This window comes from Klebsiella sp. 1SOBk10mer, from assembly GCF_046602535.1.
Lineage (GTDB): Bacteria > Pseudomonadota > Gammaproteobacteria > Enterobacterales > Enterobacteriaceae > Klebsiella > Klebsiella quasipneumoniae.
In genome coordinates this window covers 336,309-361,163 of the sequence record NZ_JBKIUP010000005.1, presented here as the reverse complement: position 1 = coordinate 361,163, position 24,855 = coordinate 336,309, and the positions used below count along the sequence as shown (strand labels likewise).

Here is a 24,855-nt window from a genome sequence, read left to right as displayed (position 1 = left end):
AAATCTTGTTATCAGTGGCCCTGAACGGCGTTGCCGGTCCATGCCCGGCGATAGAGTTCGGTCAGTGCGTGAGCATCCGGCGCGCGTGGGTTCGTCGGAGTACAGCTGTCGCGTAACGCCTGGCCGATCATCTCCGCCAGCCGTTGTTCAAACTCGTCTGCAAGGACGCCGGTATCGCGGATGCCGGCCGGCATGCTCATTTCGTCTTTAAGCGCCTGAATGGCGACCAGCAGGCTGGTGACGCCCTGGCGGGTAGTGGCCGCAGGCAGATCCAGCAGATGGGCTAGTCGGGCATATTTGCGGGCGGCATCGGTATCGCACAGCCCGTGATAATCAGCGTTCCAGGCGACGACGTGCGCCATCAGCAGGGCGTTGGCGCGGCCATGGGGCACGCGGAAGACGCCGCCGAGGGCGTGGGCCAGGCTGTGGGTTATCCCCAGCGACGCGTTGGTGAAGGCCATCCCCGCCATGCAGGAGGCGTTGTGCATCTTTTCGCGCGCCTGCAGGTTGTCGCCGCTGCGCCAGCAGGTTGGCAGATAGCGAAATACCTGCTGCACCACTTTCTCCGCCAGGGCGTCGGAAAAGTCGCTGGCGGCGCGGGAGACGTAGGCCTCAAGGGCGTGACACAGCACGTCCATGCCGGTGTCGGCGGTAATTGCCGGCGGCACCGAAGCCACCAGCGCCGGGTCCAGAATGGCGATATCCGGCAGCAATGACGCATCCACCAGCACCAGCTTTTCCGCGTTGGCTTTCACCACCGAAAAGGCGGTGACTTCCGAACCGGTACCGCTGGTGGTCGGGATGGCGACGAAGCACGGACGGGGACGGCCTGCCAGCGGACGGGTTTGCGCCAGGGAGAAAATAACCGCTTTGGCGGCATCGATAACCGAACCGCCGCCGAGCGCGACAACCAGATCCGGGTAGTGGTTATCCATCAGCTTCATACCGCGCACCACGGTGGTGATATCCGGATCCGCCACCACGTCGTCCCACACCTGCCAGGCGATCCCGCGCTGGCGCAGCAGGGCGGTGACGCGCTCGGCGAGGCCAAACTTCACCATCGCTTGATCGGTCACCAGCAGCACGCTGCGGGCGGAAAGTTCGTTCAGCACCGAGAGGGCGTCCTGACCGAAGCAAATCCGCGGTTTCAGTAAAAATTCACTCATTGGGCTATTCACTCCTGTTCGGCGTCCCGAAACACCTTCTCAACAATGGCGACCACCGACATCGCTTTGTAGCGCTCTTTATTGAGCGCGAAATACTCTTCCGCCAGCACGATGTCTTGCATACCGGCGCCGACGTTATCGACGGCGACCCAGGTCTGGTCCTTCATCGGCTGCTGTTTGTCATCTAAGCGGGTGATCAACAGCAGGTTGCTGCCGCGCAGCTCATCGCATTTTTGCGTGGCGACAACATGGCCGGTCACCTTTGCGAGAATCATCGTTATATCGCCTTATATCAGTGCGTTACTTAGCAAGGCGCTCCAGCACCTGGCGGATAACGCGTTCCACGTTTTGCTCGTTGATTGCGCCTTCTGCATTCGCTGCGGCGCCTGCGCTGGCGAAGCGGTCATCGCTGTCTGCCGGGTGTGCTGGCGCAGCGCTGGCCGGAGCGTTGAAACGCACGTCATCAAGAATGCTGCGCTGCGGATCGCTCGCCGGCGTGACGATGGTCGGCTGTGGCTCAGGGCGGCTGCCCGGCGCGCGAAGCTCGTCAATCGACCGCACGCCATAGCCGACTTTGCGGATATTGAGCAGGTTCATCGGGCCGACGTTGTCGGAGCTGGAGCCGCCGCCGACCGCGCCGCAGCCGAGGGTCAGCGCCGGGGAGATATTGGTGGTGGCGCCGATGCCGCCGAGCGCCGCCGGGGTGTTGATCAGAATGCGGTTGACCGGTTTTTCGAGGCTGAACTGGCGGATGACGTCCTGGTTGCGGGTGTGGATCACCAGCGTATGGCCGAGCCCTTCGTTGGTCAGCAGCTCTACCACGCGGTGGCAGGCGGCTTTCCAGTCCTCAGCCACGTACAGACCGAGTACCGGGCACAGTTTTTCGCGCGAGTAGGGGTTTTTCGGCGAGACGGTGGTCTGCTCGGCGATCAGCACTTTGGTGCTGGCCGGGACGCAGAAGCCGGCCATCTGGCTGAGGTACAGTGCGGTTTTGCCAACCACTTTCGGGTTGATGGTGCCGTTCGGGCGCAGCAGCAGCGCCGCCATTTTCGCCGCTTCATCTTCATTCATGAAGTAAGCGCCCTGCGCTTCCAGCTCGCGGTGAACCTCATCGTAAATGCAGCCTTCGACGATGATCGACTGCTCGGAGGCGCAGATCACGCCATTATCGAAGGTTTTGCTGGTGATGATATCTTTCACCGCGTGGTGGATATCGGCGCTGCGTTCGATAAATGCCGGGCCGTTGCCCGGACCGCCGCTGATGGTCGGGGTGCCGGACGCGTAGGCCGCGCGCACCATGCCTTCGCCGCCGGTGGCGAGGATCAGCGAAACGTCTTTGCTGTGCATCAGTTCTGAGGTGGCTTCGAGGGTCAGCTGGGTGATGCCGTCGACGCTGCCCTCCGGCGCGCCGGCCGCTTCCGCCGCGCGTTTGACGATCTCAATCGCCTTCCAGCTGCACTGACGTGCGCCCGGATGCGGAGAGAAGATAATGGCGTTGCCCGCCTTGAGGGCAATCAGCGCTTTATAGATAACCGTAGAGGTTGGGTTAGTTGAGGGGACCAGCGCGCAAATCACGCCCAGCGGCACGCCCACGTCCATCACTTTTTTTACCGGGTCGTCATGAATGATGCCAACGGTCTTCATATCTTTGATGGCGTCGTAAACGCGCAGCGAGGCGAAGCGGTTTTTCAGCACTTTGTCCTGCCAGTTGCCAAAACCGGTCTCTTCCGCGGCCATTTTCGCCAGCGCTTCGGCGTGGTGCGCTGCTTCCTGGGCCACGTTTTTCACGATGGCGTCGATTTGCTGCTGCGAAAAGGTGGCCAGCATTGCCTGCGCTTTTTTGGCGTTGCGCACCAGTTCCCGGGCGTTCTGCCGGGACTGCAAATCGTTATCCAGTTCAATCATGAGTCTATCCTTCATCAGACGAAAAGAGTGGGGACGGGGCGTGCCCTGTCAGGTCATGCTTTGTGCTGCGCCGCGATTTTTTCGATGTCGTTATGGGGACGCGCGATGACGCGAGAGCTGACGACTTCGCCAATGCGTTTCGCCGCTTCCACGCCGGAGTCGACCGCCGCGTTGACCGCGCCGACGTCGCCTTTCACCATCGCGGTGACGAGGCCGGAGCCGACGTTTTCATAGCCGATCAGTTCGACGTTGGCGGCTTTGCACATCGCGTCCGCGGCTTCAATACAGGCCACCAGACCTTTGGTTTCGATAAGACCAAGCGCTTCTTTCATCAGGTTTCTCCGTTAGTCCGCAATTTTGTAATGCGAGACGATTTTGTTGATGTCGTTATGCGGACGGGCGATGACCAGCGAGGTCACCACTTCGCCAATGCGCTGGGCCGATTCGACGCCGGAATCCACCGCCGCTTTCACCGCGCCGACATCGCCTTTCACCATCGCGGTGACGAGGCCGGAACCGACGTTTTCATAGCCGATCAGTTCGACGTTGGCGGCTTTACACATCGCATCCGCTGCTTCAATGCAGGCCACCAGACCTTTGGTTTCAATCAGACCTAATGCATCACCCATTTGCGTTCTCCTGGCCTTCAGGCCTTGTGTTTAATGACGATTTTGTTGATGTCGTTATGCGGACGCGCGATGACCAGCGAGGTCACCACTTCGCCGATGCGCTGCGCTGATTCCACACCGGAATCCACCGCCGCTTTTACCGCGCCGACGTCGCCCTTCACCATCACGGTGACCAGGCCGGAGCCGACGTTTTCATAGCCGATCAGTTCGACGTTGGCGGCTTTACACATCGAGTCCGCTGCTTCAATACAGGCCACCAGACCTTTGGTTTCGATAAGCCCCAATGCATCACCCATCGTGATCTCCTCCAGAACAGGTTTTGTGATTCGGGAAAACCGTCCGCGTAACGGCATCAACACGCGGAAGCGGCGTTCGGGGTTCACTATAGGGAATGGGGAGAGAGGTGAAATTTAAATCCGTGTAGATGAATATTTTAGGTTTTTACTCTGCTATTTAGCCTTATTTAGGCTTCTTTTTATCTCTTAATCCTGTTTCATGCGTGAAGATTTTCATGATGATATGGCGTTTTTTTAAGCTATTTATCGGCGGGAGATGAATGTTAATAAGATGCTAATTACTTGCCTGCGGTTGGTAATATAGCCGCGTGATAATTGTGGGTATGCTCATGTTTTGGCGTCGAAGCTAAATGCAAAACGTGCGCTTTTAGCATCCAGGGAAAAGGGGCATTAATGGAGCGTGAGCGAGGGCGCATTTTCCTCGCAGTGGTACAGGGGGGACGGGTTAATTAAGCGTGCTGCCGGACTTCAGCGTGCAGATGTAGAGCGGTGAGTTGATAGAGCTCAGCAGGATAGCTTTGTCGTTAAGCTTTTGCGCATTGAGGAACAGGCCGTCGTGGCTGTCGGACATCTCGCGCATGAAATAGTCGAAGATGACATCCGGCGATTCATCGATGGACGAGGCGCTGGATTCCCATTTCTTGATGCGGTAGTGGCGCTCGGTCGCTGAGATGCGCTGGCTGGTGTAGCTGAATTTGACGTAACGCTGCAGGTAGAGCCAGCCGGCGGCAGAATCGGTATAGCCTTCCACTACCATCGACCCGTTGCCATTGGCGGCAAAGTTAAAATGGATATTGCCGTTCACATTCTCTTTTTCCATATTTTCAAAACGCATGATCGCTTTGGTGGAGCAGCTCATCACGCCGTCGTTGGCATCCGGCAGCAGACGCCAGGCGCTAAACCCGGCGGCGGCGATAAACGCGAGGGCAGAGAGAGCGAAAAAGGTGCGGGGCGCGAGTCTCATTGCGGCTTCCAGGAGTAGTAAAAGTAGTTATCGCAATAGCTAAACGGGTTGTCTTCGTGCATCGCGCAGTGGGCGAGAAATACCCGGCCCAGGCCGTTGGTCTCCAGCCGGTCGCCATAGAAGAAAACAAAACGCTCCCCCGGCTTGCAGCTGAGCTTCAGCCGCTGACGCACCTCATCAAAATTCTTCCCGTAGGCCGTCGCCGAGACCGAACGCAGCATTTCATCGCTGGCGAGCAGTTCGCACTGGCTGTGGTTCATCAGCGTCAGATTAATTGGCCGGGCGACGTGGGTTCCGGCAAACGTGAATGCCACCAGAAGCAGGGCGATGACCAGCAGGCAGCCGCCGGCGAGATACCAGCACATTCCGCGCGCGTGTGGTGAAGCGGCAGGCGGTGTGGTTTCCCTTCCTGCACCGGCGGGTTCGCCAGGCGGCGCGGCCGGGCTGGCGACATCGGCCAGCGCCGGCCCGGCGTCGAGCAGTTCGATGCTGAGATCCTGATTCAGCTGCAGCATGCCGCGCGACACGGTGACGATAATGTTATCGATATCGTAGTGGCGGAAAGTTTTGCGCAGCATGCTCAGATACTGGTTGAGGTTGCTGTTGGAAGAAGTTAAGCCGTTATCGTCCCAGACTTTTTTCAATACTTCATCGCGACTGACCACGCCGGTATGGCGGAGAAAAAAATAGAGCAGCGCGCTGGCGGTGATGGATAACTGGCTATCCGGTTCATCGCTGCCGGGCAGGGTTAGCGTGCCGTCCGTTGCATCATAAATGAGACGGGCATTGATGTTGTAGCGCATCGCGGCCTCACTCTATTCGTTTCATGCGGGAAGCGTCATTTTGGTCAGATCGTTCACCAGCGACTGGCGGTGTTCGCTGCTCATGGTGCGCCCTTCGGTCAGCTCCGATAACCAGATGCCGTCGGCGGCGTAGCGTACCAGGGTACCGGTAGGGCCGTTATCCAGCGCATCGCCCTGCGCCAGATGATCCAGCATCCAGTCTCGCCAGCATTTTCGCAGCACCGGTTCGTCCGGCATCGCCAGCGACAGCACCATCAGCTGACGGCTTTCGTGCGTGTCCGTCAACTGCGGATTGGACAGATAGTGCAAATAGGCCCGGGTAAAGCGTCCGTAAGCGATGTTATCGGCGGCCATCAGTTCGCTAATCGCCTTTTCCATAATCGCCAGCAGCCTGGCGAACAGAGCGAAAATCAGCGCCTGCTTATTGGGAAAATGGTGCAGGAGGCCGCCTTTGCTGACCCCAGCCTCGCGGGCGACAGCGTTCAGCGACAGGGCGGCGATACCGTCCCGGCCGGCAATCATCGCCGCCGATTCAAGCAGCTGACGGTGGAGACGGACGGGATCTTTTTTACGATGCTGGGCTTCCATGTTCATGGCCGGAATCATACCGACCAGACGGTATGATTATTTTTGATCGCTATCAATATGAGAGGCGGCTTCGCGCGATGCGATGCCGTTAATGCGTGGAGGCTCACAAATTGTCATATTAATGAAAGCGATAACCCGGAAGGGCTATCGCGTTGAGGTTTATTTCGTTGCCAGGTGCACCGCCAGGCCGCTTTGCCCCGGCGCCAGCTCCGGACGCAGCGTTAGCGATGGGATCAGGTAGTCGCCATGATTTTGCCGGCGGAATGGAATGGGCTCGGTTTGCCACAGCGTGTCCAGCCGCTCGGCCAGGGTGGCGCACTGGTCGGCGAACTGCGCGGCATCGGTTTTGTCCGTGCGGTAAAACACCAGCGGCGGAAGCACCTCGAAGCCGGGATAGAACAGCATACCGTGCTGAATGGGGAACAGGATGTCGTCGATGGGGCCATTGATCCCGCGCGGTGAATAGTGTTCCGCCCAGCCGCCGGCGGTGACGATCAGCATCGCCCGCTTGCCGACGAAGGTGCCTTCCCCATAGCGATCGCCCCAGTGGCGGTCGCTGTGCTCGCCGACACCATAGGCAAAGCCCCAGGCGTACACCCGGTCGATCCAACCTTTCATGATCGCGGGCATCGAGAACCACCACAGCGGAAACTGAAAAATCACCGTATCGGCCCACAGCAGCTTTTCCTGCTCGGCGGCGATATCCGCGCTTTGAGTACCTTGGGCAAAGGCCTGTTTAGAGTCCAGGGTAGGACGCCAGAACTCGCCGACCGGCGGCGCGCCGCTGTCGTCGGCGTCATACCCGGCCTTCCAGCGCATGGCGTAGAGATCGGAGACCTGGACTTCATGACCGGCCTGCAGCAGATGACGGATGGCGAAATTTTTGAGTCCTCCATTGAGGGAGCGCGGTTCCGGATGGGCGTAAATCAGCAGTACTTTCATAACATCACCTCTGAAGTGGGAAGAGCTGCAGAGTAGGAAAGCTGGCGCTATAGTAGAAATTAATTACTTAAATCCCAGGTATAGCTGTGATTAATTTACATCGTCTGGATCTCAATCTGCTGCGCACGCTCGACGTGCTGCTCAGTGAAAATAACGTTACCCGGGCGGCGCAGCGGCTGAATCTGTCGCAGCCGTCGGTGAGTATTCAACTCGCCAGGCTGCGGGAGATGTTTGCCGACCCGCTGCTGATGCCGGGCCCGCGCGGCATGCAGCCCACCGCCCGCGCCGATGAGCTTCGCCAGCCGCTGCGCGCTGCGTTAGCCGCGCTGGAGCAGGCGGTGGCGCCGGTGGCGCCTTTTAATCCGGCCGCGGCGGCGGAGACCTGGCGGGTGGCGGCGACGGACTATATGGCTTCGGCGACCCTCATGCCGATGCTGGGCAGGCTACGCCTGGCCTCTCCCGGCAGTCGGCTGGCGGTATTCGAACTCCAGCCGGCGCGGCTGGAGCAGCAGGCGTCCAGCGATGAAGTGGATCTCTTTTTCCATACCCGCGAGGGCGCGCCGCCGGGGCTGCATCAGCGCCTGCTGTTTCGCGAGCGCTACGTGCTGGCGGGCCGGGCCGGGCATCCGGTGCTGCGGCAAGGGTTGAGCCTGGAAACGTTCTGTCAGCTGGAGCAAGCGATCGTCTCCCCGGACGGAGGCGGCTTCAGCGCGGCGACCGATACCGCGCTGGCGAATCTTGGCCTGACGCGGCGGGTTGTCCTTTCCGTGCCACATTTCCTGTTTATGCTGGAGACCCTGCGCAATAGCGATCTGGTGGCGGTGCTGCCGGAGCGGCTGGTGCGCGGGCAGAGCGGGCTGGCAGTCGTCGAGCCGCCGCTGGCGGTCGCCGGCTTTGAGATGCTGATGCTATGGCACGAACGCTGGCACCGCGACCCGGCGCATCAATGGCTGCGCCAGTTCATTGTGAATTCACTGGAGGAACAGACATGCTGAGCGGACTTAATCACCTGACCCTGGCGGTCAGCCAGCTGGCGCCGAGCGTGGCGTTTTATCAGCAGCTGTTGGGCATGACGCTGCACGCCCGCTGGGACAGCGGCGCCTATCTCTCCTGCGGCGATCTGTGGCTGTGCCTGTCGCTGGATCCGCAGCGGCGTGTCACTCCGCCGGAGGAGAGCGACTACACCCATTATGCGTTTAGCATCAGCGAAGCGGATTTCGCCCGCTTCGCCGCTCGCCTTGAGGTTGTCGGCGTGGCGGTGTGGAAGCTGAACCGTAGCGAAGGCGCCTCGCACTATTTCCTCGACCCCGACGGCCACAAGCTGGAGCTACACGTCGGCAGCCTCGTCCAGCGTCTGGCCGCCTGCCGCGAACAGCCGTATAAGGGGATGGTGTTTTTTGACCAGTGAAGCTGATTTGCGGACGCGAGGTAACCCGTCGCCCCGGTAAGCGCAGCTACACCGGGGAGAACAGGCTAAACCTCACTCCATCGCCACCTTCACCGCTTCTCCCAGCTTCACCATCACCGCTTTATGTTTCTCGGTCGGCGGCAGGGCGCAGTTGATCCTGACGCAGTTGCGATACTTGCCCGCCGCGGAAAACAGCGACCCCGGCGCGACCTGGATCTTCAGCCGGCACAGCTGTTTGGCGACGCAGACCATATCCACCTGCTCCGGGAGCTCCACCCACAGCATAAAACCGCCCTTCGGCCGGGTGACGCAGATCCCGCAGGGGAAAAACTCCCGCAGCCAGCAGGTGTAGATCTCGATATTGCGCTGATAGATCTGCCGCATCCGCCGCACGTGGCGGTGATAATGGCCTTCGCGAATAAAGTTAAAGGCCGCCAGCTGTGTTGAAGGGACGTTAGTGCCGCTGGCGGCGTACTTCATCTGTAGCAGCTTGTCGTAGTAGCGCCCGGGCGCTATCCAACCGATGCGCAGGCCGGGGGCGATGGTTTTGGTAAAGGAGCTGCAGAGCATCACCCGGCCGTCGATATCCCAGGAGTAAATCGTGCGCGGGCGCGGATATTCGGTAGCCAGCTCGCCGTAGATATCATCCTCGAAAATAACGATATCGTGGCGCTGGGCCAGGTTCAGCACCGCGCGCTTGCGGGCGTCCGGCATGATAAACCCCAGCGGGTTGTTGCAGTTCGGCACCAGGATCACCCCTTTGATCGGCCACTGATCCAGCGCCAACTCCAGGGCCTCGATGCTGATCCCGGTTTCCGGATCGGTGGGGATCTCAATCGTTTTTAATCCCAGTCCGCGCAGCATCTGCATGGTGCCGTAGTAGCAGGGGGATTCCACGGCGATGATGTCCCCTGGCTGGCACACCGACAGCAGGGCCAGCGACAGCGCGCTGTGGCAACCGCTGGTGAGCACCAGATCGTCGGCAGTCACCACCGATCCGCCGTCGAGCATCAGGCGGGCGATCTGCTCCCGCAGCTCGCGGCGACCGGCCAGTTCGTCATAGTTCAACACCTCAGTGAGGTTGTGCTGGATCGCCCGGCTCAGTTCGCGCCAGATGGGCTTCAGACTTGGCTGCGTCACGTCCGGCGAGCCGCCGCCGAAGGGGATGATCGTTTTATCGTAGCGGGCGTCGAGCATGGTCAGCACCTGATCCCACTGGGTGATCTCCACCGGGCGCTGCACCGGACGCGACATCGGCGGCACCGGCGGCTGGGCCTTGCGGGGGGCGACGAAATAGCCCGATCGCGGCTGCGGCACAATCATCTGCTGCTGCTCAAGCAGCTGATAGGCCTGCTGGACGGTGCTGATGCTGACGCCGTGCTCCTGGCTCAGGCTGCGCACCGACGGCAGCTTTTCGCCGTGACGATACAGGCCCTGTTCAATGCGTTCGGCCAGCAGCGTCGCGAGATGTTGGTAGCGGGTCATGCTGTATCCTTAATTGCCGCCATACAGATGGAATAACCAGTACAGATGGCCGGGAAAATTGGGGGCTGCTGTACGTTTTAGCCAATCTGTATGTTAAAGAAAAGTGTTTTGTGAATCTGTATTCCTTACCCCCAAATCCGTGAAGATAAAGCCTCTGGCAAGGTGAGGAGGTAAAGGATGGAATTTCATGAGAACAGGGCAAGACAGCCATTTATCGGTTTCGTACTGCTGGCGCGGTTTGTCAAAAAATGGTGGCTTCAGGAGCAAACGCGCAGAGCTTTGCAGAAAATGAGCGACGAACAGCTGAAAGATATCGGCCTGCGTCGGGATCAGATCAATTAAAAAGTGCGGTTTTTTTCAGGCATCACTTCTTCTTTGCCCCGGTAAGCGCTGGCGACGCCGGGGAAACATTCACGAAATTTATCAATTGATGCGACGCGACCTTCCGTTTCTTGATACTTACCCTGATAAGTATTATTTTCTTCTCAACAATGAGAGGAAAAGCTGTGACTGAAGACGAACTGTTTGCCCGCCGCCCGCTGGGGATGCGGATGGCCATGGTGGTGCGCCAGTGGCGCGCGATTATTGACTCCGCTATCACCGATACGGGACTCACCCAGTCCAGCTGGACGGTGCTGATGCAACTGCATCAGTTGGGGGACAACGTCTCGGTCAGCGAACTGGCGGAGGTGCAGGGGATTGAACTGCCGCCGCTGACGCGCACCCTCTCATTACTGGAAAAGCAGGGCTATCTGTTGCGTTCCACATCGCCATATGACAAACGCATTCGCCTGCTGACGCTGACCGCCGAGGGGCGGGCTATTCTGGAAAAACTGAGCCGCGTGATCGAGACCTATCAGGAGCGCGTAACCCAGACCATCCCGGAAGCCGACCTCGTCACCTTCAGCGCCACGTTAAATCAAATCGCCTGCCGTTTGCGGAATATCCGCGAAGAAGATAACAAGATCTAACACACTATGATGACGCCTGAACAAAAATTTGCCCGCTGGGTACGGGTGAGTATTGCCGCTTTTCTGGGAATATTCGCCTGGTTTATCGTTGCCGATATCTGGATCCCGCTGACGCCGGACTCCACCGTCATGCGCGTGGTGACCCCGGTTTCGTCGCGGGTCTCCGGCTATGTCTCGCACGTCTACGTGCATAACAATAGCCAGGTGAAAAAGGGCGACCTGCTGTATGAGCTCGACCCGACGCCATTCATTAATAAAGTTGAAGCGGCACAGATCGCCCTTGAACAGGCGAAACTGAGCAACCAGCAGCTGGACGCGCAAATCGCCGCCGCCCGCGCCAACCTGCGCACCGCGCAGTACACCGCCCGTAACGATAAGGTCACGCTCGATCGCTATCAGCGCCTGAGCACCATGCAGAACGTCTCGCAGTCCGATCTCGACAAGGTGCGGACCACCTGGCAGACCAGCGAGCAGTCGGTCTCGGCGCTGAACGCGCAGATCCAGAACCTGCTGATCCAGCGCGGCGAGCGCGACGATAAGCGCAACGTCACCCTGCAGAAATACCGCAACGCGCTGGAGGAGGCGCAGCTGAACCTGGCCTGGACCAAAGTGCGTGCGGAAACTGACGGCATGGTCAGCAACCTGCAGCTTAACCCGGGGATCTACGCCACCGCGGCGACGGCCGTGCTGGCGCTGGTCAACAACAATACCGATATCGTCGCTGACTTCCGTGAGAAGAGCCTGCGCCACACCGCGGTAAACACCGATGCGGCGGTGGTTTTTGACGCCCTGCCGGGGGAAGTTTTCCCGGCGCACGTGACCAGCAGCGATGCCGGGATTCTGGCGGGGCAGGAGGCGGTTAACGGGCAGCTGTCGCAGCCGGAACAGTCCACCCGCTGGGTGCGTGATGCCCAGCGAATGCGCATTCACGTCGCGCTGGATCAGCCGCTGGCGAAACCGCTGCCGACCGGCGCCCGCGCCACGGTGCAGCTGTACAATAGCGAGGGACCTTTCGCCCGCACCTTCGCCGGCCTGCAGATCCATCTGGTGAGCTGGTTGCACTATGTCTATTAATACCCTGGCGCACGTCTTTACCCCGCACGGCAATATCGTCTACACGGCGAATGATTTTCGCCAGACGGTGCGTATCGCCGTGGCCGGGACCATTGCGCTCAGCATCTCCACCTTCTACGACGTGCAGTACGGCGTATTTTTTGTGGTGTATCCGCTGATGCTGATGTCGCTGGTGCCGGTGTTCAACCGCCACGTCGCCCGCCAGTTTGTGTTCAGCGCGGCGGTGAACTGCGTCGAAATGGTGCTGATTGTCGGTTATCTGTCGCAATGGCCGGTGATCATGACGCTGGTGGTGTTCGCCCTGTACGTGATGCGTTTTCGCTTTATGAGCCAGGGGCCGCTGTTTCTGCTGGGGTCGATGGGGGTGGTGTGTCAGAGCACGATGCTCAACTTTATGAGCTACCCGACCAGCAACTGGCACACCCTGATGTTCTCCAACATGGAAGCGTGCGTGCTGGCGGTGGCGCTGAGCGCGCTGCTGCATTACCTGATCCCGGACGTCGAACCGCGCAAGCCGCCGCCGCGCATTGAAAAAGACGCTGCCCGCATCCGCCACGAGTCGCTGCTCTCCGGCACGGTGGCGACGATCATCTTCGTGGTGTTTCAAATCTGCGATCTCAGCGACTCGCTGTCGGCGCTGATGGCCGGGATCCTGATCCTGTTCCCGATGCACTATCGCGGGGCGGTGATCAGCTCGATCTGGCGCGTGGCGGGGGTGGTGCTGGCCTGTCTCTATATTCTGGTGGTGCAGCTGATTATCTATGACTTCAGCAATCACATGATCCTGATGATGCCGCTGATTGGCCTCGGGCTGGCCTTTAGCGCCCGCCTGCACGTGATGGAGAAAGTGGGCGCCGGGGTGGGCTTCGCCAGCATTACCACCATCGGCATTATGTTTGGCCAAAACCTGCATCCCTATCAGGATCTGGTGTTCAGCGATCTGTACCGCATCACCTCGGTGACGGTCTCGCTGGTGGTCACGCTGACCCTGGTTTTTCTTATGCACCGTCTGCTGAACTGCTTTGCGGCGACGCGCTTTGTGGTAAGCGATTAACCTGCCGGTGGGAAGGTGGCGAGACAGCGCCACGCTTCCCCGTCCTGCTGATACAACGCCGCCGTCTGTTCCGGGACGATCCAGGCTCGCGCGTCGGCTTCCGTCCCCTCAAGCAGGATGCACAGCCCGCAGCCGCTGCGCAGCTGGCGGGGAATATCTTTGACCTCGAAGGTCATTCCCGCCGCCTGCAGGGCTTTGCGCGTTCGCACCACTCCCACCGTGGAATGAAATAAAAACAGAAACGTTGTCATCCGCGCCTCCGCTGGCGCTGGCCGATCAGCGCCGCGCCGATCGCCCCGGCGAACTGGGCGTCGGGATGGGTTGTCACCGCCATGCCGACATGGCTTTCCAGCATGCGGGCAAAGGCGGCGCAGTGGCTGACGCCGCCGGTAAACAGCAGCGGCCCCTGCGCTGATAAGCGGCCGATAAAGTTCGCGCTGCGCCGGGCCATGGCGTTAATCACCCCCGCCAGAATCGCCTCCGGCGCGACCCCCGCCGACCGCAGGCTGATGACTTCCGATTCGGCGAATACCGTACACATGCTGGTGATGGCATGCGGTTCCACGCCGTCGGTAATGGCGTCCAGCTGTTCGACGCTGGCGCCGAGGGTGCGTGAAATGACCTCCAGAAAGCGGCCGGTGCCGGCGGCGCATTTGTCATTCATCAGAAAGTCGCTGAGGTTGCCCCCGGCATCCAGCTGGATAACCTTGCTGTCCTGGCCGCCGATATCAATCACCGTGCGGGTGTCCGGTGCCAGCAGGCGGGCGCCGAGACCATGACAGGAAATCTCCGTCACCTGTTTATTGGCGAAATCCACCAGCTGGCGACCATAGCCGGTGAGGGTTAAAAAGGGCGTTTCCGCGAGGCCAGCGCGCAGCGTCTCCCAGGCCTCATGGATGGCGTCGGCGGGGCGAAAGGGGGTCGGGCAGAGGAAACGACGCGTAACCACCCCGTCCGCGAGCAGGATGCCTTTCGTGGCAGTGGAGCCGGAATCAATACCAACCGTGTAGATCACGCGTGCTCCTTATAGCATTTCGATAAAGGCGGCGACGCGAGTGCTGAGCTGGCCGAGGTCCGCTGTCGAATAGTCGGTTTCTATCGCCATATAAGGAAGGTCGTGCTGCTGGCGGAGATGGCGTTTGATGGCCAGCGATTCCACGGCATAGGTATGGCAGGCCTGCAGAATGACGTCGATCACCCCGTCGGCCTGGTACTCCTCCACCATCTGGCTCAGCAGCTGCAGGCGCTGGTCGTTGGGGGAAATACAGGAGCAGCCGATGGCGAGATATTTGTCGGTTAAGGCGTCGTAGACGTCGCCCTCTTCCGCCACGCAGCGCTCGGTGGCCTTCGCGCCGGTGCAGTTTTCATAGCCTACCACCCAGCCGCCGTTTTCTTCGATGGCGCGAACCACTTTCTCCGCCGCGCCGCCGATCGGGCAGCCGGTGATCAGAATGCGCGGGCGGGATGCCAGTCGTTTACCCTGCTGCCACTCCTGACGGATGCGCTCCGCCATGGCGTTGAGCTCGTCAATCAGCGCGGTTTTGTCGAAGCGGAAGGTGGCGCCGTACACCACTTTCAGGATGTCGCCGCCGCTGAGCGCCGGCGGATTGAGCCGCCCGAGACGATAAAAGTGGGCCAGCGCCCGGCGTTCACGGTTTTTCAGCACGATGGCTTCACGCAGCGCCGCCTCGCTAATCGGCGCGCCAAACCGCGCCTCAATCACCTGCTGCATGCGCAGGATCTCCGCTTTCCACAGCGCGCGGGAGGCCGCGTCGCTGGCGCTGTTCGGCAGCTGCATCACGTGGACCGCCTTGAACTCGGCCATGTACTCGTACATTTTCTTTTTGCCGTCGCAGGTGGTTTCCCCGACCACCAGGTCAGAGAAATAGAAGTAGGGGCATTTATCGGTTTTGCCGAAGCCGTAGCTGCTTTTGATTAACGGACAGAGATTGCGCGGCAGATCTTTTTCCGCTTCCTCGATGGTTTCATCGGAGGTAGAGCACAGCGAGACCACCACGGCCCCCGCCGCCATAGCGATCTCCTGAGGCATAAAGGTGCAGTAGGTACCCACCAGCGGCACGTTCTGCTCTTTAAGATCCATGACGGTGAGAAAGCCCTTCTGGCGAGCTTCCGAGAACTGGTCAAAAATAGCGGGTAGATCGGTGATAAGCGACATGGTTTTCCTTCCCCGTACACGGGAGATGCTGAAAGAGTCGCCATTATAACCCTGTTGTTTGTATGCTTTTATTGATCTCCTGCGTCTGCGCGCGGCGTTAATAGACCTTCTTTAAATCCATCTCTTCCTGGATCCGCTCGCTCCACGCCAGATGAGTGCGGATGGCCTCTTCGATACCGGCGTTGTAGAACAGCGGCCCCAGCTCCTGGGCGATAAAGTCGACAAAAAATTCAGCGTCAAACTGCTCCAGCTCGAGGTTAAACGTCTCTTCGCAGTACTTGCTGAGCCTGTCGCGCAGCAGGTCACGCTGCGCCGGGCTGAGTTCAATCTCACTCATGATGGGGCTTTCTCCGTAAAAGGGGTCACGACTGCCGGGCTTCAATGACCGCTTGCGCACACTGACGCTGGTGGCGTAACAGTCCGGCGAGGCAGCAGGCGGCGATGAGCCCGGCGGCCACCGCTAACAGGTGGTAGGGCAGTCTCCCGCCATGGAACCACAGCCAGCGCGCGCCTTCAATCGATAAGGCGCTGACGCTGAGGATCACGATATTCAGCGAAGCGGAGACCGTGCCTTTCGGCAGGTCGTTGGAAAAGAGGGTAAAGCGGAACAGCGTCGGGAAAATTAGCCCGATGCCGAAGGCGTAGAAGCAGGTGCCGAGCACCGACCACAGCCAGACGTGCGGCCATACCAGATTCCCAACGATCAGGATGGCCAGGCCGAGCATCTGTACCGGCACCGCGCTGAGGACAAAGCGCGGGCGGGTGGGATCTTTTACCCAGCGCGCCACCGACAGGTTGGCGATGATGACGGCGCTGAAGACCGGCACCTGGCTCCAGGCGAACTCGCTGGTGGTCAGCCCGCCGGCGTCCATTAAAATCACCGGCGATACCGCCACCCAGCTCATCAGTGGAATATAGCTCAGCGACAGCGTGGCGGCGCCGAGCAAAAAGATGCGGTTGCGAAAGACGTTGCGAAAATCGCGCAGCACGCCCAGGGGGCTGAACGGCACATCGCCCCGGCGCACCGTCTCCGGCATGGTCAACAGCAGCCCCAGCCAGGCCACCAGCCCCATGGCGGCGATAATGCCGAACAGCGCTTTCCAGTGGATAAAATGCATCAGCGCCGCGCCGGAAAGCGGGCCGACGATCGGCGCCACCAGCACGACGGAGGTGATCACCGCCATCAGCCTGATCGACCTTTTTTCCTCAAAGGCTTCCTGCACGGTGACGTAGCCGACGGTGGCGATAAAGCAGATGCTGGTGCCCTGCACGAAGCGGGCAATCAGGAACTGGGTCATGGAGGTGGTGAACAGCGTCGCCAGGCAGGCGAGGGTGAAAATGAGCGCGCCGGTGAGCAGTACCGGACGCCGTCCGATTCGGTCAGAGAGCGGCCCCAGCAGCCACTGCAGCGCCATGCCGCCGGCCATATACAGGCTTACCGAGGCTGGAGCCAGCGCCACATCGGCGTTGAAATCCCGCACCACGTGGAGGATCCCCGGCTGGATCAGGTCGGTGGTGAGATAGGCGGAAAAATCATACAGAATGAGCGCCGCCGGGAAGAACAGCGCGGCGGCGTGCCGGGTTAGCCAGTGGGTCATCCGGTGCATTATCTCGCCCTCCCTGTGGAATATTTATCAGCGCTATTGTTCAGATAGTATCATTGCTAACCAATATGCAGATGCAGCAGCGAGGGGATCTGCGAGAGCAGCCACAACAACAGGCCGATAGTTCCCCCCACCAGGGTGCCGTTGATGCGGATGAACTGCAGATCTTTACCGATGTTGAGCTCGATCTGCCGCGACATATCGCGGGCGTCCCAGCTCTTCACCGTGTCGCTGATATGTCGAGTGAGGAAGGCGGCGAACTCCGGCGCCACCCGATGCGCCGCCTGCTCCAGGTGTTCGTTGAGCGATTCGCGCAGCGCGTCGTCGCGGAGTAAGGTTTCACCGAACCACTGGCCGGCCTCGGCGATGCGCTGCTTGATACGCGAGTCGTCGCTGCTGATATCGTTTTTTACCCAGCCGCGCAGGTCGCCCCACACTTCGCCAAGATAGCGGTTGAAGGTCTCATCGTTTTTCAGCCAGGCTTTGATGTTATCGGCCTTCTGCGCCAGTTCCGGGTCGGATTTCAGGTTATCGATTAGCTTTTGCGTCGCGCGGTCAAAGGTCTGGCGGATCTGGTGGGTGCGATCGTGGGTGACTTCGTCCAGCAGGGTATTCACGGCGTCGGTGACCATCTCGGCGCTGTGCTCGCCGAGCCACTCGGTGGGTAACAGCCTGGCCTTCAGCGGATGTTCGGTCTCCAGCCAGTGTACGATGCCGCGGGCGATAAAAGCGCGGGAGCTGTCGCGCTGCAGCAGGGCGATCAGCTGATTTATCAGCGAATCCAGCAGCTTTTGATGGCGGTTGTCGCGGGTCAACCCCTCCAGCATCATGGCGCTGGTCTGCGTCAGGTCGACCTTATCGATCGCCTTATGCACCGCGCGCCGCAGCAGGCGCTGAATGCGGGCGTCATCGGTCAGTTCGAGAAAACCGCTCATCACCTGCAGCAGGTGTTGGCCAACCCGCCGGGCGTTCTCAGGCTGGCTGAACCAGTTGCCGAGCATCAGCGCTGGTTGATAGCGGCGGATCAGCGCCACCAGCGACGGGGTATCGAGGAACTTCTCCTCAACGAAGCGGCCGAGGTTGTCGGCGATGCGATCTTTGTTGCGCGGGATAATCGCGGTATGGCGGGCGACAAAGGGCAGCGGAATACGGCGAAACAGGGCCACCACCGCAAACCAGTCGGCCAGCGCCCCGACCATCGCCGCTTCGGAAATGGCCTTCAGCGCGCTGACCCACGGCGTCGGCGGCAGCAGCAGGGTGGTAATAAATAGCGCGGCGGCGATCAGCAGCAGCGACAGCGCCAGCAGTTTGGCGCGTTTCAGTTCAGCGAGTTTTTCCATAAACTTAAGCATATAACCTGACGGCGAGGTCGTGCAAAAATCGCCAGATAATCCACAGACCGAACAACATCAGGATAGCCCCCGCCGCCCGCTCGACCCGCCAGACGATGGCGCTCAGGCGGCGCTGTACCTGCGGCAGCGCAATCGCGCTCACCAGCAGTAAATCCCAGAAGAACACCACGCTGACCATCCACAGCCCGCTCACCGTTTGCTGCAGCAGGGTGACCGCCTGCCCCAGCAGGGAGGTCATCAGCGCCAGATAAAACAGCGCATTCTTGGGGTTGAGCAGCGATGACCCCAGCCCCAGCAGTAGCTGCTTGCCGAACCCCGGACGCGATGCGCGAACGCTCTCTACCGCCAGCGCCGCGGGACGGCTGCGAATCAGCAGGCTGCCAATCCACAGTAAGTAGCCCGCGCCCAACAGCTCGATGAGTAAAAACAGCAGCGGCGCCTGGCGCAGAAGTCCCCAGCCAACGATGGCCAGAACAATATACAGCGCATTGCCGGCGGCGATGCCGAGACACAGTCCGAGGCTGCCGCGGATCCGGTAGCGTACAGCGTAACCGACCAGCAGAAAAAAATCGGGGCCCGGGCTGAGCAGGGCGACAAAGTGGGACAGGGCTAACGCCGGGAAGGCGGCGGGGAAGAGAGTCGATAAGGTATGCATAGTGGCCTCGATAATGGTGCTGAGGCCACCCTACGCCAGGTGGAAAATTACTTATTGTCGGAAATTGATCGGCTGTGCGCATACTGCCGTGGCGTGGCGGCGGTATAGCTGACGAAGGTTTTATGGAAATGGCTCTGATCGGCAAAGCCGGCCTGATAGCCGACGTCGGCGATAGGGTCCCCGGCGCGTAAGCGCGTTTTCGCATATTCGATGCGCGCCATATTGATCAAACTGGCGGGCGTCAGGCCGGTATCCTGTTTCACGGCGCGGATAACGGTCTCTTTACGTAGCGCGCTATCGTGGGCCAGTTTATCCAGCGATGGCGGCGCCGGCAGATCTGTCGCCAGGCGCTGAAACAGCAGGGCGCTGACGTGATGTGGCGCCTGCGGCGCGGCGGCGCACAGCGGCAGCGCATGCAGGAGCTGCGCCACCCGGGCGGGCAGTTGCTCAATGCAGCCGCGGCTCATCAGGGCGACAATCTGCTGGAAGCAGGCAAAGAGAGGGCTGTCGCGCAGCAGCGGCTGCGGCGAAGCCATGCTGACGGTAGGGGGAATATCCGGACGCTGCGCATGGCACCATGCCGCCTCCAGGTACAGCATATGATAGCTGCGCGGCTGGTCACGCAGCGGATTACAGCTATGCGGCGCGTGCGGCGGGATCACGATCAGATCCCCGGGCTGCAGGAGATATTCCTGTCCATTGCACAGGCAGCGCGTTTCACCGTCGATAATCGCCCCCACCGAGAGCTGCGGGTGGCTGTGGCGCTTATAGGCCTGACGGCTGCGCCAGGTGCTGCGCAGCTCCAGCCACGGCAGGCGATCGTCTCGCCAGAAGGTTTGGGGAATATCTCGGGTATGGTTCACCGCATCGACCTTTGCTGAGGGGATAAATCGTTTATAGCATGCTGCGCCGAGGCTGTCGCCCGCCGGGATTTGCGTACCGCGTCGAAAAAGGATGTCGCGCTTGCAGTCCGGGGAAATATGTTTTCGTCGCGGAACGTAAAACTCCGGTTTCCGGGGTGTCAGCGACATTCATGGGAGGTAGAGTCCCTGCAGGATAAGCAGGCAGGGATGAGCCGATGGCAAAGGGCACCACCTCGACGCCGCATGATGCGGTGTTTAAACAGTTTCTCACTCAGGCCGACATCGCGCGTGATTTCCTGGCGATCCATCTACCGCCTGCGCTGCGTCAGCGCTGCGACCTCGATACCTTACAGCTGGAGTCGGCAAGCTTTATCGAGGAGAGCCTGCGGGCCTGGTACTCCGATGTGCTGTGGTCACTCAAAACCGCGTCTGGCGAGGGCTACATTTATGTGGTTATCGAACATCAGAGCTCTCCGGATGCGCAGATGGCCTTCCGCCTGATGCGCTACGCCATCGCCGCGATGCAGCGCCATCTGGATAGCGGTCATACCAGACTGCCGCTGGTGGTGCCGATGCTGTTCTATCACGGAGCGACCACGCCATACCCGTGGTCGCTCAACTGGCTGGACTGCTTTGCCGATCCACCGCTGGCGAGGGAGCTTTATGCCTCGCCCTTTCCGCTGGTGGATATCACGGTGATCCCCGACGATGAGATCGTTCGTCACCGGCGCGTGGCATTACTCGAGCTGATACAGAAGCATATTCGCCAGCGCGATTTAATGGGGATTGTTGAGCAACTGACGACGATTTTACTTAGCGGTGACGCTAATGACAGGCAGATAAAAACGCTGTTTAATTATCTGCTGCACACTGGCAACGCGCGCCGCTTTGGCCGGTTTATCCACAAAGTGGCACAACGGGTTCCTCAGCACAGGGAGAGATTGATGACCATCGCCGAACGATTACAGGAAGTGTGGCGCAGAAAAGGCAAGCGTGAAGGACAGCATGCCGAGGCGCTGCGCATTGCCCAGAGGATGCTGGCCGACGGCATTGCCCGCGAGACGGTGGTGAAAATCACCGGCCTGACCGCCGACGAGATCGCCGCGCTGGCGCATTGATAACGCCGGGACGGCCTGACGGTCGCCCCGGTTAGCCACCGTTATGGAATATTCCGGATATACCTAACTTTACCCGCATCGCCAGCCATCTCGACTACCCTTAATATCCTTAACGGCATTTTTGACTGCCTTAATAGCGATAACAAGGAGACATGCGATATGGCCTATCAGACGGTGAATCCTGCGAACAATCAGCTTATTAAAACGTACCCGGCGCACAGCGATGCGGACGTGGAGGCGGCGCTGCGGCAGGCGGATGCGCTCTATCATTCTGCCTGGGCGAAAGGGGATATCGAACCGCGCCTGGCGGTGCTGCATAAGCTGGCGGATCTGATCGACAGCCGGGTGGAAGATCTGGCGAAAATCGCCAGCCAGGAGATGGGGAAACTCATTAAGCAGAGCCGCGGCGAAGTGAAACTGTGCGCGCAAATCGCCCGCTATTACGCCGATAACGCCAAATCGTTCCTGGCGCCGGTGAAGTATCCCTCCGAACTGGGTGAAGCATGGGTTGAGCACCACCCCATCGGCGTCTTACTGGCGGTAGAGCCGTGGAACTTCCCCTATTACCAGCTGATGCGCGTCCTGGCGCCAAACCTGGCGGCCGGGAACCCGGTTATCGCCAAACACGCCAGCATCGTGCCGCACTGCGCGGAGACCTTTGCTCATCTGGTGCGCGAGGCCGGCGCACCGGAAGGGGCGTGGACCAATCTGTTTATCTCTCAGGATCAGGTGGCGAAGATTATCGCCGACGACCGTGTGCAGGGGGCGGCGCTGACCGGGTCGGAAAAAGCCGGCAGCGTGGTGGCGGCGCAGGCGGCGAAGCATATTAAGAAATCGACCCTGGAACTCGGCGGCAACGATGTGTTTGTGGTGCTCGATGATGCTGAGCTCGAGCGCGCGGTGAAAATCGGCGTCCAGGCGCGGCTGAATAACGCCGGCCAGGTGTGTACTGCCGCCAAGCGGTTTATTCTGCATGAGAACATCGCTGAGTCGTTTCTGACGAAATTTAGCGAGGCGTTTCGCCAGGTAAAAATAGGCGATCCGCTGGATGAAAGCACCACGCTGGGGCCGCTCTCCTCTAAAGATGCGCTGGAAACCTTGAGCAAGCAGGTGGACGAGGCGGTCAAAAACGGCGCCACGCTGCATCTGGGCGGCAAAGCGGTGGCGCGGGAAGGCAACTTCTTTGAACCCACTATCCTGACCGGTATCACCCGTGACAACCCGGCGTACTTCGAAGAGTTCTTTGGCCCGGTGGCGCAGATCTACGTGGTGAAAAACGATGAGGAGGCGATTGCGCTTGCCAATGATTCTCACTATGGCCTGGGCGGCGCGGTGTTCAGTCAGGACATCGAACGCGCCAAACGGATGGCATCCGCCATTGAAACCGGGATGGTCTATATCAACTGGCTGACCGATACCGCGCCAGAACTGCCGTTTGGCGGCGTGAAGCGTTCCGGTTATGGCCGGGAGCTCTCCGATCTCGGGATCAAAGAGTTCGTGAACCAGAAGCTGGTGGTGGTGCGCCGCTAGGCCGGCCATAAAAAAACCTGCCATCCGGCAGGTTTTTTTATAATAGATTTATTGCACTTCGACTTTATCCCAGCCGCTTTTGAACATACAGCTGTCGACTAAGGTCTCCCGCTGATATTCATTCGCGTCTTCTACCGTATAACTTGTTTCAACATCCTGTTTCTTTTGCTTTTTGTCCGTTTTTTCTGAACTGGACCCGGTCACCACGTTATCCGGCGGGAGATCGACCAGGGCCTGCGCTTCACATTCGGTGAGCTTTTTATGCATCTCGGCATCGCTTAAACCCGGCTTCACCCAGGTATACTGAGTGCAGCCGGTCAGCAGCAACGCCAGGCTCAGCGCAGAGAGCGCGGCGAGACGTGATTTCATCAGAAGGTAACCCCGCCGCCCACGTAGGCGCCGTCAATCAGGGTGTGGTTTGGGCGGCCCTCTTTGCCGTCAACGCTCACGTGACGGTAACCCACCTTCAGGGTCAGTGGACCAACCGGGGACCAGCTCACGCCACCGTTCGCTTCAACATAGTTTTTCACGCTGTTGTTCAGGCCGTCGGGCGCGACATACCCTTCGCCAAATACGTGGATGCTGTCGGTCAGGGCCACGTTCACCCCGCCGCCGACCGGAAACGCGACGCCGTTATCGCCTTTTTTCGGTCCCAGATAGATAGCTTTCGCGCCAGCGTTGAGCATCACCGGGCCCACTTCCAGATTGTAACCCGCGCCAACGCCGCCGGTCTGGCTACCGTCATCGGTATTCTTCAGCCAGTGGCTTTCGGCATACAGGCCGGAAGAGGATTTACCCATTTCCATATTCAGGTTGGTAAAATTCTTACCTTGTTCAACGGTAAACCCCATTGCCATGGCGGAACCAGAGACCGCGGTCAGGGCAACAACAATAAGGATGTTAAGCTTTTTCATGGTTTGCTCCTCGTCATTAAATTTGTCTGAGGGCACCTTAACAATCGATGTTTACCTCTGCAAATGTGACTTACGTCGATTTTTTATGCTGGTTTTGTCAGCGGTGTGTTTTGATAATGTTGTAAAGACGTTGGGTTACGGCGAGGTCAATCATGAAATTTGGTCTGTTTAGCAGAGGTTTAATGGGTGAGCTAAACAGAAACTGAACAGGGCGGGCATTAATTATTAAGGATCCTATTCATTTAGTTTCTTATTATTTCCAAAAGTGTTTCTACTGTTACTTATAAAAACGTTGATTTACATTTTTCGACGCGATGACGACGTTTTGTTCCTGTCTTTGACGATGTGCGGTGAGAGAAGGGGGCCTGCGCCTTAGCGCGCAGGCGGGTAGGTTAGCGTCGTAACCCGGCAAACGCCGCGCGAATTTCCTCTTCCGGCAACTGAATGCCGATAAACACCAGCGTGGTATGCGGCGTTTCATCGCCCCACGGGCGATCCCAGTCGGCGCTGTAGAGGCGCTGCACGCCCTGGAACAGCAGCCGATTCGGCTCGCCGTCGATCCACAGCATCCCTTTATAGCGCATCAATTGATCGGCGAAGGAGAGCAGCAGGTTTTCCATTACCCGTGATACCTCGCTGATATCCACCGGGTAATCCATCTCAACCACGATTGATGACACGTCGTTTTGCTTCTCGGCCATAAAGTGGAAACGCGGTGTGCTGTTAACGACCTTCTCTTCCAGCATAAAGCCGCTGGTGTTAAACAGCTGGCTTAGATCGATATCGCCATGAATGACGGTATAAATCGGCGCCCGGGCATTGATGCGCGCCAGGCGTTCGCGCAGCTTTTCGGTATCGCCGGCAACATCAGTTTTGGTCAGCAATATGCGGTCCGCGTAGCCCACCTGCGACTGGGCAATGGTGAACTGATCCATCTGCTGGTCGGCATGGACCGCATCCACCAGGGCGATCACGCCATCCAGCAGATAGCGCTCGCAAAGCACCTCATGGGAGAAAAAGGTCTGGATAATCGGCCCCGGGTCGGCCATGCCGGTGCACTCAATCACCAGCCGGTCAAACTCGATTTCGCCGCGATCGCGGCTGTCGAGGAGATCGAGCAGGGCGTCTTCCAGTTCGTTGGAGCGCGTACAGCAGATGCAGCCGTTGGTCAGGGTTTTGATCTGCGTGGCGCGGTCGCCGATCAGCTGATCGTCAACGGAGACTTCGCCAAATTCATTTTCAATCACGGCGATTTTGAAACCGTGCTGCTCATTCAGGATATGGCGCAGGAGGGTGGTTTTTCCTGCGCCGAGAAAACCGGTGAGTAGGGTGACTGCAATCGGTGCCATTATTGCCTC

30 protein-coding genes are annotated in these 24,855 nt (G+C 59.4%); 8 read left to right on the top strand and 22 right to left on the bottom strand.

The window, feature by feature from the left end; all coding sequences use genetic code 11:
- Positions 1–11: 11 nt before the first annotated feature.
- The 10 genes from ACLH1I_RS16145 to ACLH1I_RS16100 all read right to left on the bottom strand — a co-directional run bounded on the left by ACLH1I_RS16145 (position 12) and on the right by ACLH1I_RS16100 (position 7,293).
- Positions 12–1,166 (bottom strand): 1-propanol dehydrogenase PduQ, encoded by a 1,155-nt coding sequence (locus tag ACLH1I_RS16145; protein ID WP_151629112.1) that lies wholly within the window; start codon positions 1,164–1,166, stop codon positions 12–14.
- 8 nt (positions 1,167–1,174) lie between these two features.
- Positions 1,175–1,441 carry a EutN/CcmL family microcompartment protein gene (locus ACLH1I_RS16140; RefSeq protein WP_096833540.1) on the bottom strand — a complete coding sequence of 89 codons (267 nt, stop codon included), beginning with the start codon at positions 1,439–1,441 and terminating at the stop codon, positions 1,175–1,177.
- A 25-nt stretch (positions 1,442–1,466) separates the two neighbouring features.
- Entirely contained in the window at positions 1,467–3,071 is a 1,605-nt protein-coding gene (locus tag ACLH1I_RS16135) for an acetaldehyde dehydrogenase (acetylating) (RefSeq protein ID WP_151629114.1), read from the bottom strand.
- A gap of 53 nt (positions 3,072–3,124) precedes the next feature.
- Complete coding sequence (locus ACLH1I_RS16130) at positions 3,125–3,403, bottom strand: BMC domain-containing protein (protein WP_004146125.1); 279 nt, start codon at positions 3,401–3,403, stop codon at positions 3,125–3,127.
- A gap of 12 nt (positions 3,404–3,415) precedes the next feature.
- Positions 3,416–3,700, bottom strand: coding sequence for a BMC domain-containing protein (locus ACLH1I_RS16125; protein WP_002442227.1), 285 nt, complete (start codon positions 3,698–3,700; stop codon positions 3,416–3,418).
- Between the two features lie 17 nt (positions 3,701–3,717).
- Entirely contained in the window at positions 3,718–3,996 is a 279-nt protein-coding gene (locus tag ACLH1I_RS16120; RefSeq protein WP_004182810.1) for a BMC domain-containing protein, read from the bottom strand.
- A gap of 445 nt (positions 3,997–4,441) precedes the next feature.
- Positions 4,442–4,960: a FidL-like protein gene (locus tag ACLH1I_RS16115; RefSeq protein WP_004204137.1), complete on the bottom strand. Its 519-nt coding sequence runs from the start codon at positions 4,958–4,960 to the stop codon at positions 4,442–4,444.
- Positions 4,957–5,763: a transcriptional regulator gene (locus ACLH1I_RS16110; protein ID WP_023319648.1), complete on the bottom strand. Its 807-nt coding sequence runs from the start codon at positions 5,761–5,763 to the stop codon at positions 4,957–4,959. Before ACLH1I_RS16110 ends, ACLH1I_RS16115 begins: the two co-directional genes overlap by 4 nt.
- A 21-nt stretch (positions 5,764–5,784) precedes the next feature.
- Entirely contained in the window at positions 5,785–6,369 is a 585-nt protein-coding gene (locus ACLH1I_RS16105; protein WP_017899140.1) for a TetR/AcrR family transcriptional regulator, read from the bottom strand.
- Between the two features lie 141 nt (positions 6,370–6,510).
- Positions 6,511–7,293, bottom strand: coding sequence for an NAD(P)H-dependent oxidoreductase (locus ACLH1I_RS16100; RefSeq protein ID WP_023319649.1), 783 nt, complete (start codon positions 7,291–7,293; stop codon positions 6,511–6,513).
- A gap of 86 nt (positions 7,294–7,379) precedes the next feature.
- Here ACLH1I_RS16100 and ACLH1I_RS16095 point away from each other — a divergent pair, with 86 nt between their 5' ends.
- The gene (locus tag ACLH1I_RS16095) at positions 7,380–8,288 is read left to right on the top strand and encodes a LysR family transcriptional regulator (RefSeq protein WP_087827573.1); all 909 of its coding nucleotides are present in this window, start codon (positions 7,380–7,382) and stop codon (positions 8,286–8,288) included.
- Complete coding sequence (fosA, locus tag ACLH1I_RS16090; protein WP_146412500.1) at positions 8,282–8,701, top strand: FosA5 family fosfomycin resistance glutathione transferase; 420 nt, start codon at positions 8,282–8,284, stop codon at positions 8,699–8,701. Before ACLH1I_RS16095 ends, fosA begins: the two co-directional genes overlap by 7 nt.
- Positions 8,702–8,773: 72 nt before the next feature.
- On the opposite strand, the gene ACLH1I_RS16085 is transcribed toward fosA, so the two are convergent.
- A complete protein-coding gene (locus ACLH1I_RS16085; protein WP_198079789.1) occupies positions 8,774–10,186 on the bottom strand; it encodes a PLP-dependent aminotransferase family protein in 1,413 nt (470 codons plus the stop codon).
- A 177-nt stretch (positions 10,187–10,363) separates the two neighbouring features.
- Between ACLH1I_RS16085 and ACLH1I_RS16080 the strand changes: the two genes are divergently transcribed.
- The 4 genes from ACLH1I_RS16080 to ACLH1I_RS16065 all read left to right on the top strand — a co-directional run bounded on the left by ACLH1I_RS16080 (position 10,364) and on the right by ACLH1I_RS16065 (position 13,285).
- Positions 10,364–10,528 carry a DUF1127 domain-containing protein gene (locus ACLH1I_RS16080; RefSeq protein ID WP_004204150.1) on the top strand — a complete coding sequence of 55 codons (165 nt, stop codon included), beginning with the start codon at positions 10,364–10,366 and terminating at the stop codon, positions 10,526–10,528.
- Between the two features lie 164 nt (positions 10,529–10,692).
- Positions 10,693–11,157, top strand: coding sequence for a MarR family winged helix-turn-helix transcriptional regulator (locus ACLH1I_RS16075; RefSeq protein ID WP_004204151.1), 465 nt, complete (start codon positions 10,693–10,695; stop codon positions 11,155–11,157).
- 6 nt (positions 11,158–11,163) lie between these two features.
- Positions 11,164–12,231 (top strand): HlyD family secretion protein, encoded by a 1,068-nt coding sequence (locus ACLH1I_RS16070; protein ID WP_004204152.1) that lies wholly within the window; start codon positions 11,164–11,166, stop codon positions 12,229–12,231.
- Positions 12,221–13,285 carry a DUF2955 domain-containing protein gene (locus ACLH1I_RS16065; protein WP_004204153.1) on the top strand — a complete coding sequence of 355 codons (1,065 nt, stop codon included), beginning with the start codon at positions 12,221–12,223 and terminating at the stop codon, positions 13,283–13,285. Before ACLH1I_RS16070 ends, ACLH1I_RS16065 begins: the two co-directional genes overlap by 11 nt.
- On the opposite strand, the gene ACLH1I_RS16060 is transcribed toward ACLH1I_RS16065, so the two are convergent.
- From ACLH1I_RS16060 to ACLH1I_RS16025, 8 genes are all read right to left on the bottom strand, one after another.
- Positions 13,282–13,536, bottom strand: a complete 255-nt coding sequence (locus ACLH1I_RS16060) for a DUF3343 domain-containing protein (protein WP_004204154.1) — start codon at positions 13,534–13,536, stop codon at positions 13,282–13,284. The two genes, ACLH1I_RS16065 and ACLH1I_RS16060, sit on opposite strands and share 4 nt — an antisense overlap.
- A complete protein-coding gene (gene yjiL, locus ACLH1I_RS16055) occupies positions 13,533–14,300 on the bottom strand; it encodes a putative 2-hydroxyacyl-CoA dehydratase activator YjiL (protein ID WP_017899136.1) in 768 nt (255 codons plus the stop codon). The genes ACLH1I_RS16060 and yjiL overlap by 4 nt, the downstream gene beginning before the upstream one ends.
- A 9-nt stretch (positions 14,301–14,309) precedes the next feature.
- Positions 14,310–15,461 carry a double-cubane-cluster-containing anaerobic reductase gene (locus ACLH1I_RS16050; protein ID WP_062914351.1) on the bottom strand — a complete coding sequence of 384 codons (1,152 nt, stop codon included), beginning with the start codon at positions 15,459–15,461 and terminating at the stop codon, positions 14,310–14,312.
- Positions 15,462–15,558: 97 nt separating this feature from the next.
- The gene (locus ACLH1I_RS16045; protein WP_004204157.1) at positions 15,559–15,798 is read right to left on the bottom strand and encodes a DUF2164 domain-containing protein; all 240 of its coding nucleotides are present in this window, start codon (positions 15,796–15,798) and stop codon (positions 15,559–15,561) included.
- A gap of 25 nt (positions 15,799–15,823) precedes the next feature.
- Positions 15,824–17,071 carry a multidrug efflux MFS transporter MdtM gene (mdtM, locus tag ACLH1I_RS16040; protein ID WP_025999147.1) on the bottom strand — a complete coding sequence of 416 codons (1,248 nt, stop codon included), beginning with the start codon at positions 17,069–17,071 and terminating at the stop codon, positions 15,824–15,826.
- Positions 17,072–17,124: 53 nt separating this feature from the next.
- Positions 17,125–18,417, bottom strand: a complete 1,293-nt coding sequence (locus ACLH1I_RS16035) for a DUF445 domain-containing protein (RefSeq protein ID WP_023319661.1) — start codon at positions 18,415–18,417, stop codon at positions 17,125–17,127.
- On the bottom strand, positions 18,410–19,072 hold the full coding sequence (locus ACLH1I_RS16030) for a LysE family translocator (RefSeq protein WP_151629118.1): 663 nt from the start codon (positions 19,070–19,072) through the stop codon (positions 18,410–18,412). The genes ACLH1I_RS16035 and ACLH1I_RS16030 overlap by 8 nt, the downstream gene beginning before the upstream one ends.
- A 47-nt stretch (positions 19,073–19,119) precedes the next feature.
- Complete coding sequence (locus tag ACLH1I_RS16025; protein ID WP_085846576.1) at positions 19,120–19,935, bottom strand: AraC family transcriptional regulator; 816 nt, start codon at positions 19,933–19,935, stop codon at positions 19,120–19,122.
- Positions 19,936–20,150: 215 nt separating this feature from the next.
- On the opposite strand from ACLH1I_RS16025, the gene ACLH1I_RS16020 reads away from it, so the two are divergent.
- Both ACLH1I_RS16020 and ACLH1I_RS16015 read left to right on the top strand, forming a co-directional pair.
- Entirely contained in the window at positions 20,151–21,053 is a 903-nt protein-coding gene (locus ACLH1I_RS16020) for an Rpn family recombination-promoting nuclease/putative transposase (protein ID WP_117246851.1), read from the top strand.
- Positions 21,054–21,212: 159 nt separating this feature from the next.
- Positions 21,213–22,583, top strand: a complete 1,371-nt coding sequence (locus tag ACLH1I_RS16015) for an NAD-dependent succinate-semialdehyde dehydrogenase (protein ID WP_060656745.1) — start codon at positions 21,213–21,215, stop codon at positions 22,581–22,583.
- Between the two features lie 48 nt (positions 22,584–22,631).
- Here ACLH1I_RS16015 and ACLH1I_RS16010 read toward each other — a convergent pair whose 3' ends face one another.
- From ACLH1I_RS16010 to yjiA, 3 genes are all read right to left on the bottom strand, one after another.
- On the bottom strand, positions 22,632–22,952 hold the full coding sequence (locus ACLH1I_RS16010; RefSeq protein ID WP_004204165.1) for a hypothetical protein: 321 nt from the start codon (positions 22,950–22,952) through the stop codon (positions 22,632–22,634).
- Entirely contained in the window at positions 22,952–23,497 is a 546-nt protein-coding gene (locus ACLH1I_RS16005; protein WP_032455495.1) for a YfaZ family outer membrane protein, read from the bottom strand. Before ACLH1I_RS16005 ends, ACLH1I_RS16010 begins: the two co-directional genes overlap by 1 nt.
- A gap of 392 nt (positions 23,498–23,889) precedes the next feature.
- A complete protein-coding gene (gene yjiA, locus ACLH1I_RS16000) occupies positions 23,890–24,846 on the bottom strand; it encodes a GTPase (protein ID WP_094334268.1) in 957 nt (318 codons plus the stop codon).
- Positions 24,847–24,855 lie beyond the last annotated feature (9 nt).

Bases quoted from the DNA above. Each gene is read 5' to 3' on its own strand.
- ACLH1I_RS16145 (WP_151629112.1), bottom strand. From the start codon at position 1,166: ATGAGTGAATTTTTACTGAAACCGCGGATTTGCTTCGGTCAGGACGCC.
- ACLH1I_RS16140 (WP_096833540.1), bottom strand. From the start codon at position 1,441: ATGATTCTCGCAAAGGTGACCGGCCATGTTGTCGCCACGCAAAAATGC.
- ACLH1I_RS16135 (WP_151629114.1), bottom strand. From the start codon at position 3,071: ATGATTGAACTGGATAACGATTTGCAGTCCCGGCAGAACGCCCGGGAA.
- ACLH1I_RS16130 (WP_004146125.1), bottom strand. From the start codon at position 3,403: ATGAAAGAAGCGCTTGGTCTTATCGAAACCAAAGGTCTGGTGGCCTGT.
- ACLH1I_RS16125 (WP_002442227.1), bottom strand. From the start codon at position 3,700: ATGGGTGATGCATTAGGTCTGATTGAAACCAAAGGTCTGGTGGCCTGC.
- ACLH1I_RS16120 (WP_004182810.1), bottom strand. From the start codon at position 3,996: ATGGGTGATGCATTGGGGCTTATCGAAACCAAAGGTCTGGTGGCCTGT.
- ACLH1I_RS16115 (WP_004204137.1), bottom strand. From the start codon at position 4,960: ATGAGACTCGCGCCCCGCACCTTTTTCGCTCTCTCTGCCCTCGCGTTT.
- ACLH1I_RS16110 (WP_023319648.1), bottom strand. From the start codon at position 5,763: ATGCGCTACAACATCAATGCCCGTCTCATTTATGATGCAACGGACGGC.
- ACLH1I_RS16105 (WP_017899140.1), bottom strand. From the start codon at position 6,369: ATGATTCCGGCCATGAACATGGAAGCCCAGCATCGTAAAAAAGATCCC.
- ACLH1I_RS16100 (WP_023319649.1), bottom strand. From the start codon at position 7,293: ATGAAAGTACTGCTGATTTACGCCCATCCGGAACCGCGCTCCCTCAAT.
- fosA (WP_146412500.1), top strand. From the start codon at position 8,282: ATGCTGAGCGGACTTAATCACCTGACCCTGGCGGTCAGCCAGCTGGCG.
- ACLH1I_RS16085 (WP_198079789.1), bottom strand. From the start codon at position 10,186: ATGACCCGCTACCAACATCTCGCGACGCTGCTGGCCGAACGCATTGAA.
- ACLH1I_RS16080 (WP_004204150.1), top strand. From the start codon at position 10,364: ATGGAATTTCATGAGAACAGGGCAAGACAGCCATTTATCGGTTTCGTA.
- ACLH1I_RS16070 (WP_004204152.1), top strand. From the start codon at position 11,164: ATGATGACGCCTGAACAAAAATTTGCCCGCTGGGTACGGGTGAGTATT.
- ACLH1I_RS16065 (WP_004204153.1), top strand. From the start codon at position 12,221: ATGTCTATTAATACCCTGGCGCACGTCTTTACCCCGCACGGCAATATC.
- ACLH1I_RS16060 (WP_004204154.1), bottom strand. From the start codon at position 13,536: ATGACAACGTTTCTGTTTTTATTTCATTCCACGGTGGGAGTGGTGCGA.
- ACLH1I_RS16050 (WP_062914351.1), bottom strand. From the start codon at position 15,461: ATGTCGCTTATCACCGATCTACCCGCTATTTTTGACCAGTTCTCGGAA.
- ACLH1I_RS16045 (WP_004204157.1), bottom strand. From the start codon at position 15,798: ATGAGTGAGATTGAACTCAGCCCGGCGCAGCGTGACCTGCTGCGCGAC.
- ACLH1I_RS16035 (WP_023319661.1), bottom strand. From the start codon at position 18,417: ATGCTTAAGTTTATGGAAAAACTCGCTGAACTGAAACGCGCCAAACTG.
- ACLH1I_RS16030 (WP_151629118.1), bottom strand. From the start codon at position 19,072: ATGCATACCTTATCGACTCTCTTCCCCGCCGCCTTCCCGGCGTTAGCC.
- ACLH1I_RS16020 (WP_117246851.1), top strand. From the start codon at position 20,151: ATGGCAAAGGGCACCACCTCGACGCCGCATGATGCGGTGTTTAAACAG.
- ACLH1I_RS16015 (WP_060656745.1), top strand. From the start codon at position 21,213: ATGGCCTATCAGACGGTGAATCCTGCGAACAATCAGCTTATTAAAACG.
- ACLH1I_RS16010 (WP_004204165.1), bottom strand. From the start codon at position 22,952: ATGAAATCACGTCTCGCCGCGCTCTCTGCGCTGAGCCTGGCGTTGCTG.
- ACLH1I_RS16005 (WP_032455495.1), bottom strand. From the start codon at position 23,497: ATGAAAAAGCTTAACATCCTTATTGTTGTTGCCCTGACCGCGGTCTCT.
- yjiA (WP_094334268.1), bottom strand. From the start codon at position 24,846: ATGGCACCGATTGCAGTCACCCTACTCACCGGTTTTCTCGGCGCAGGA.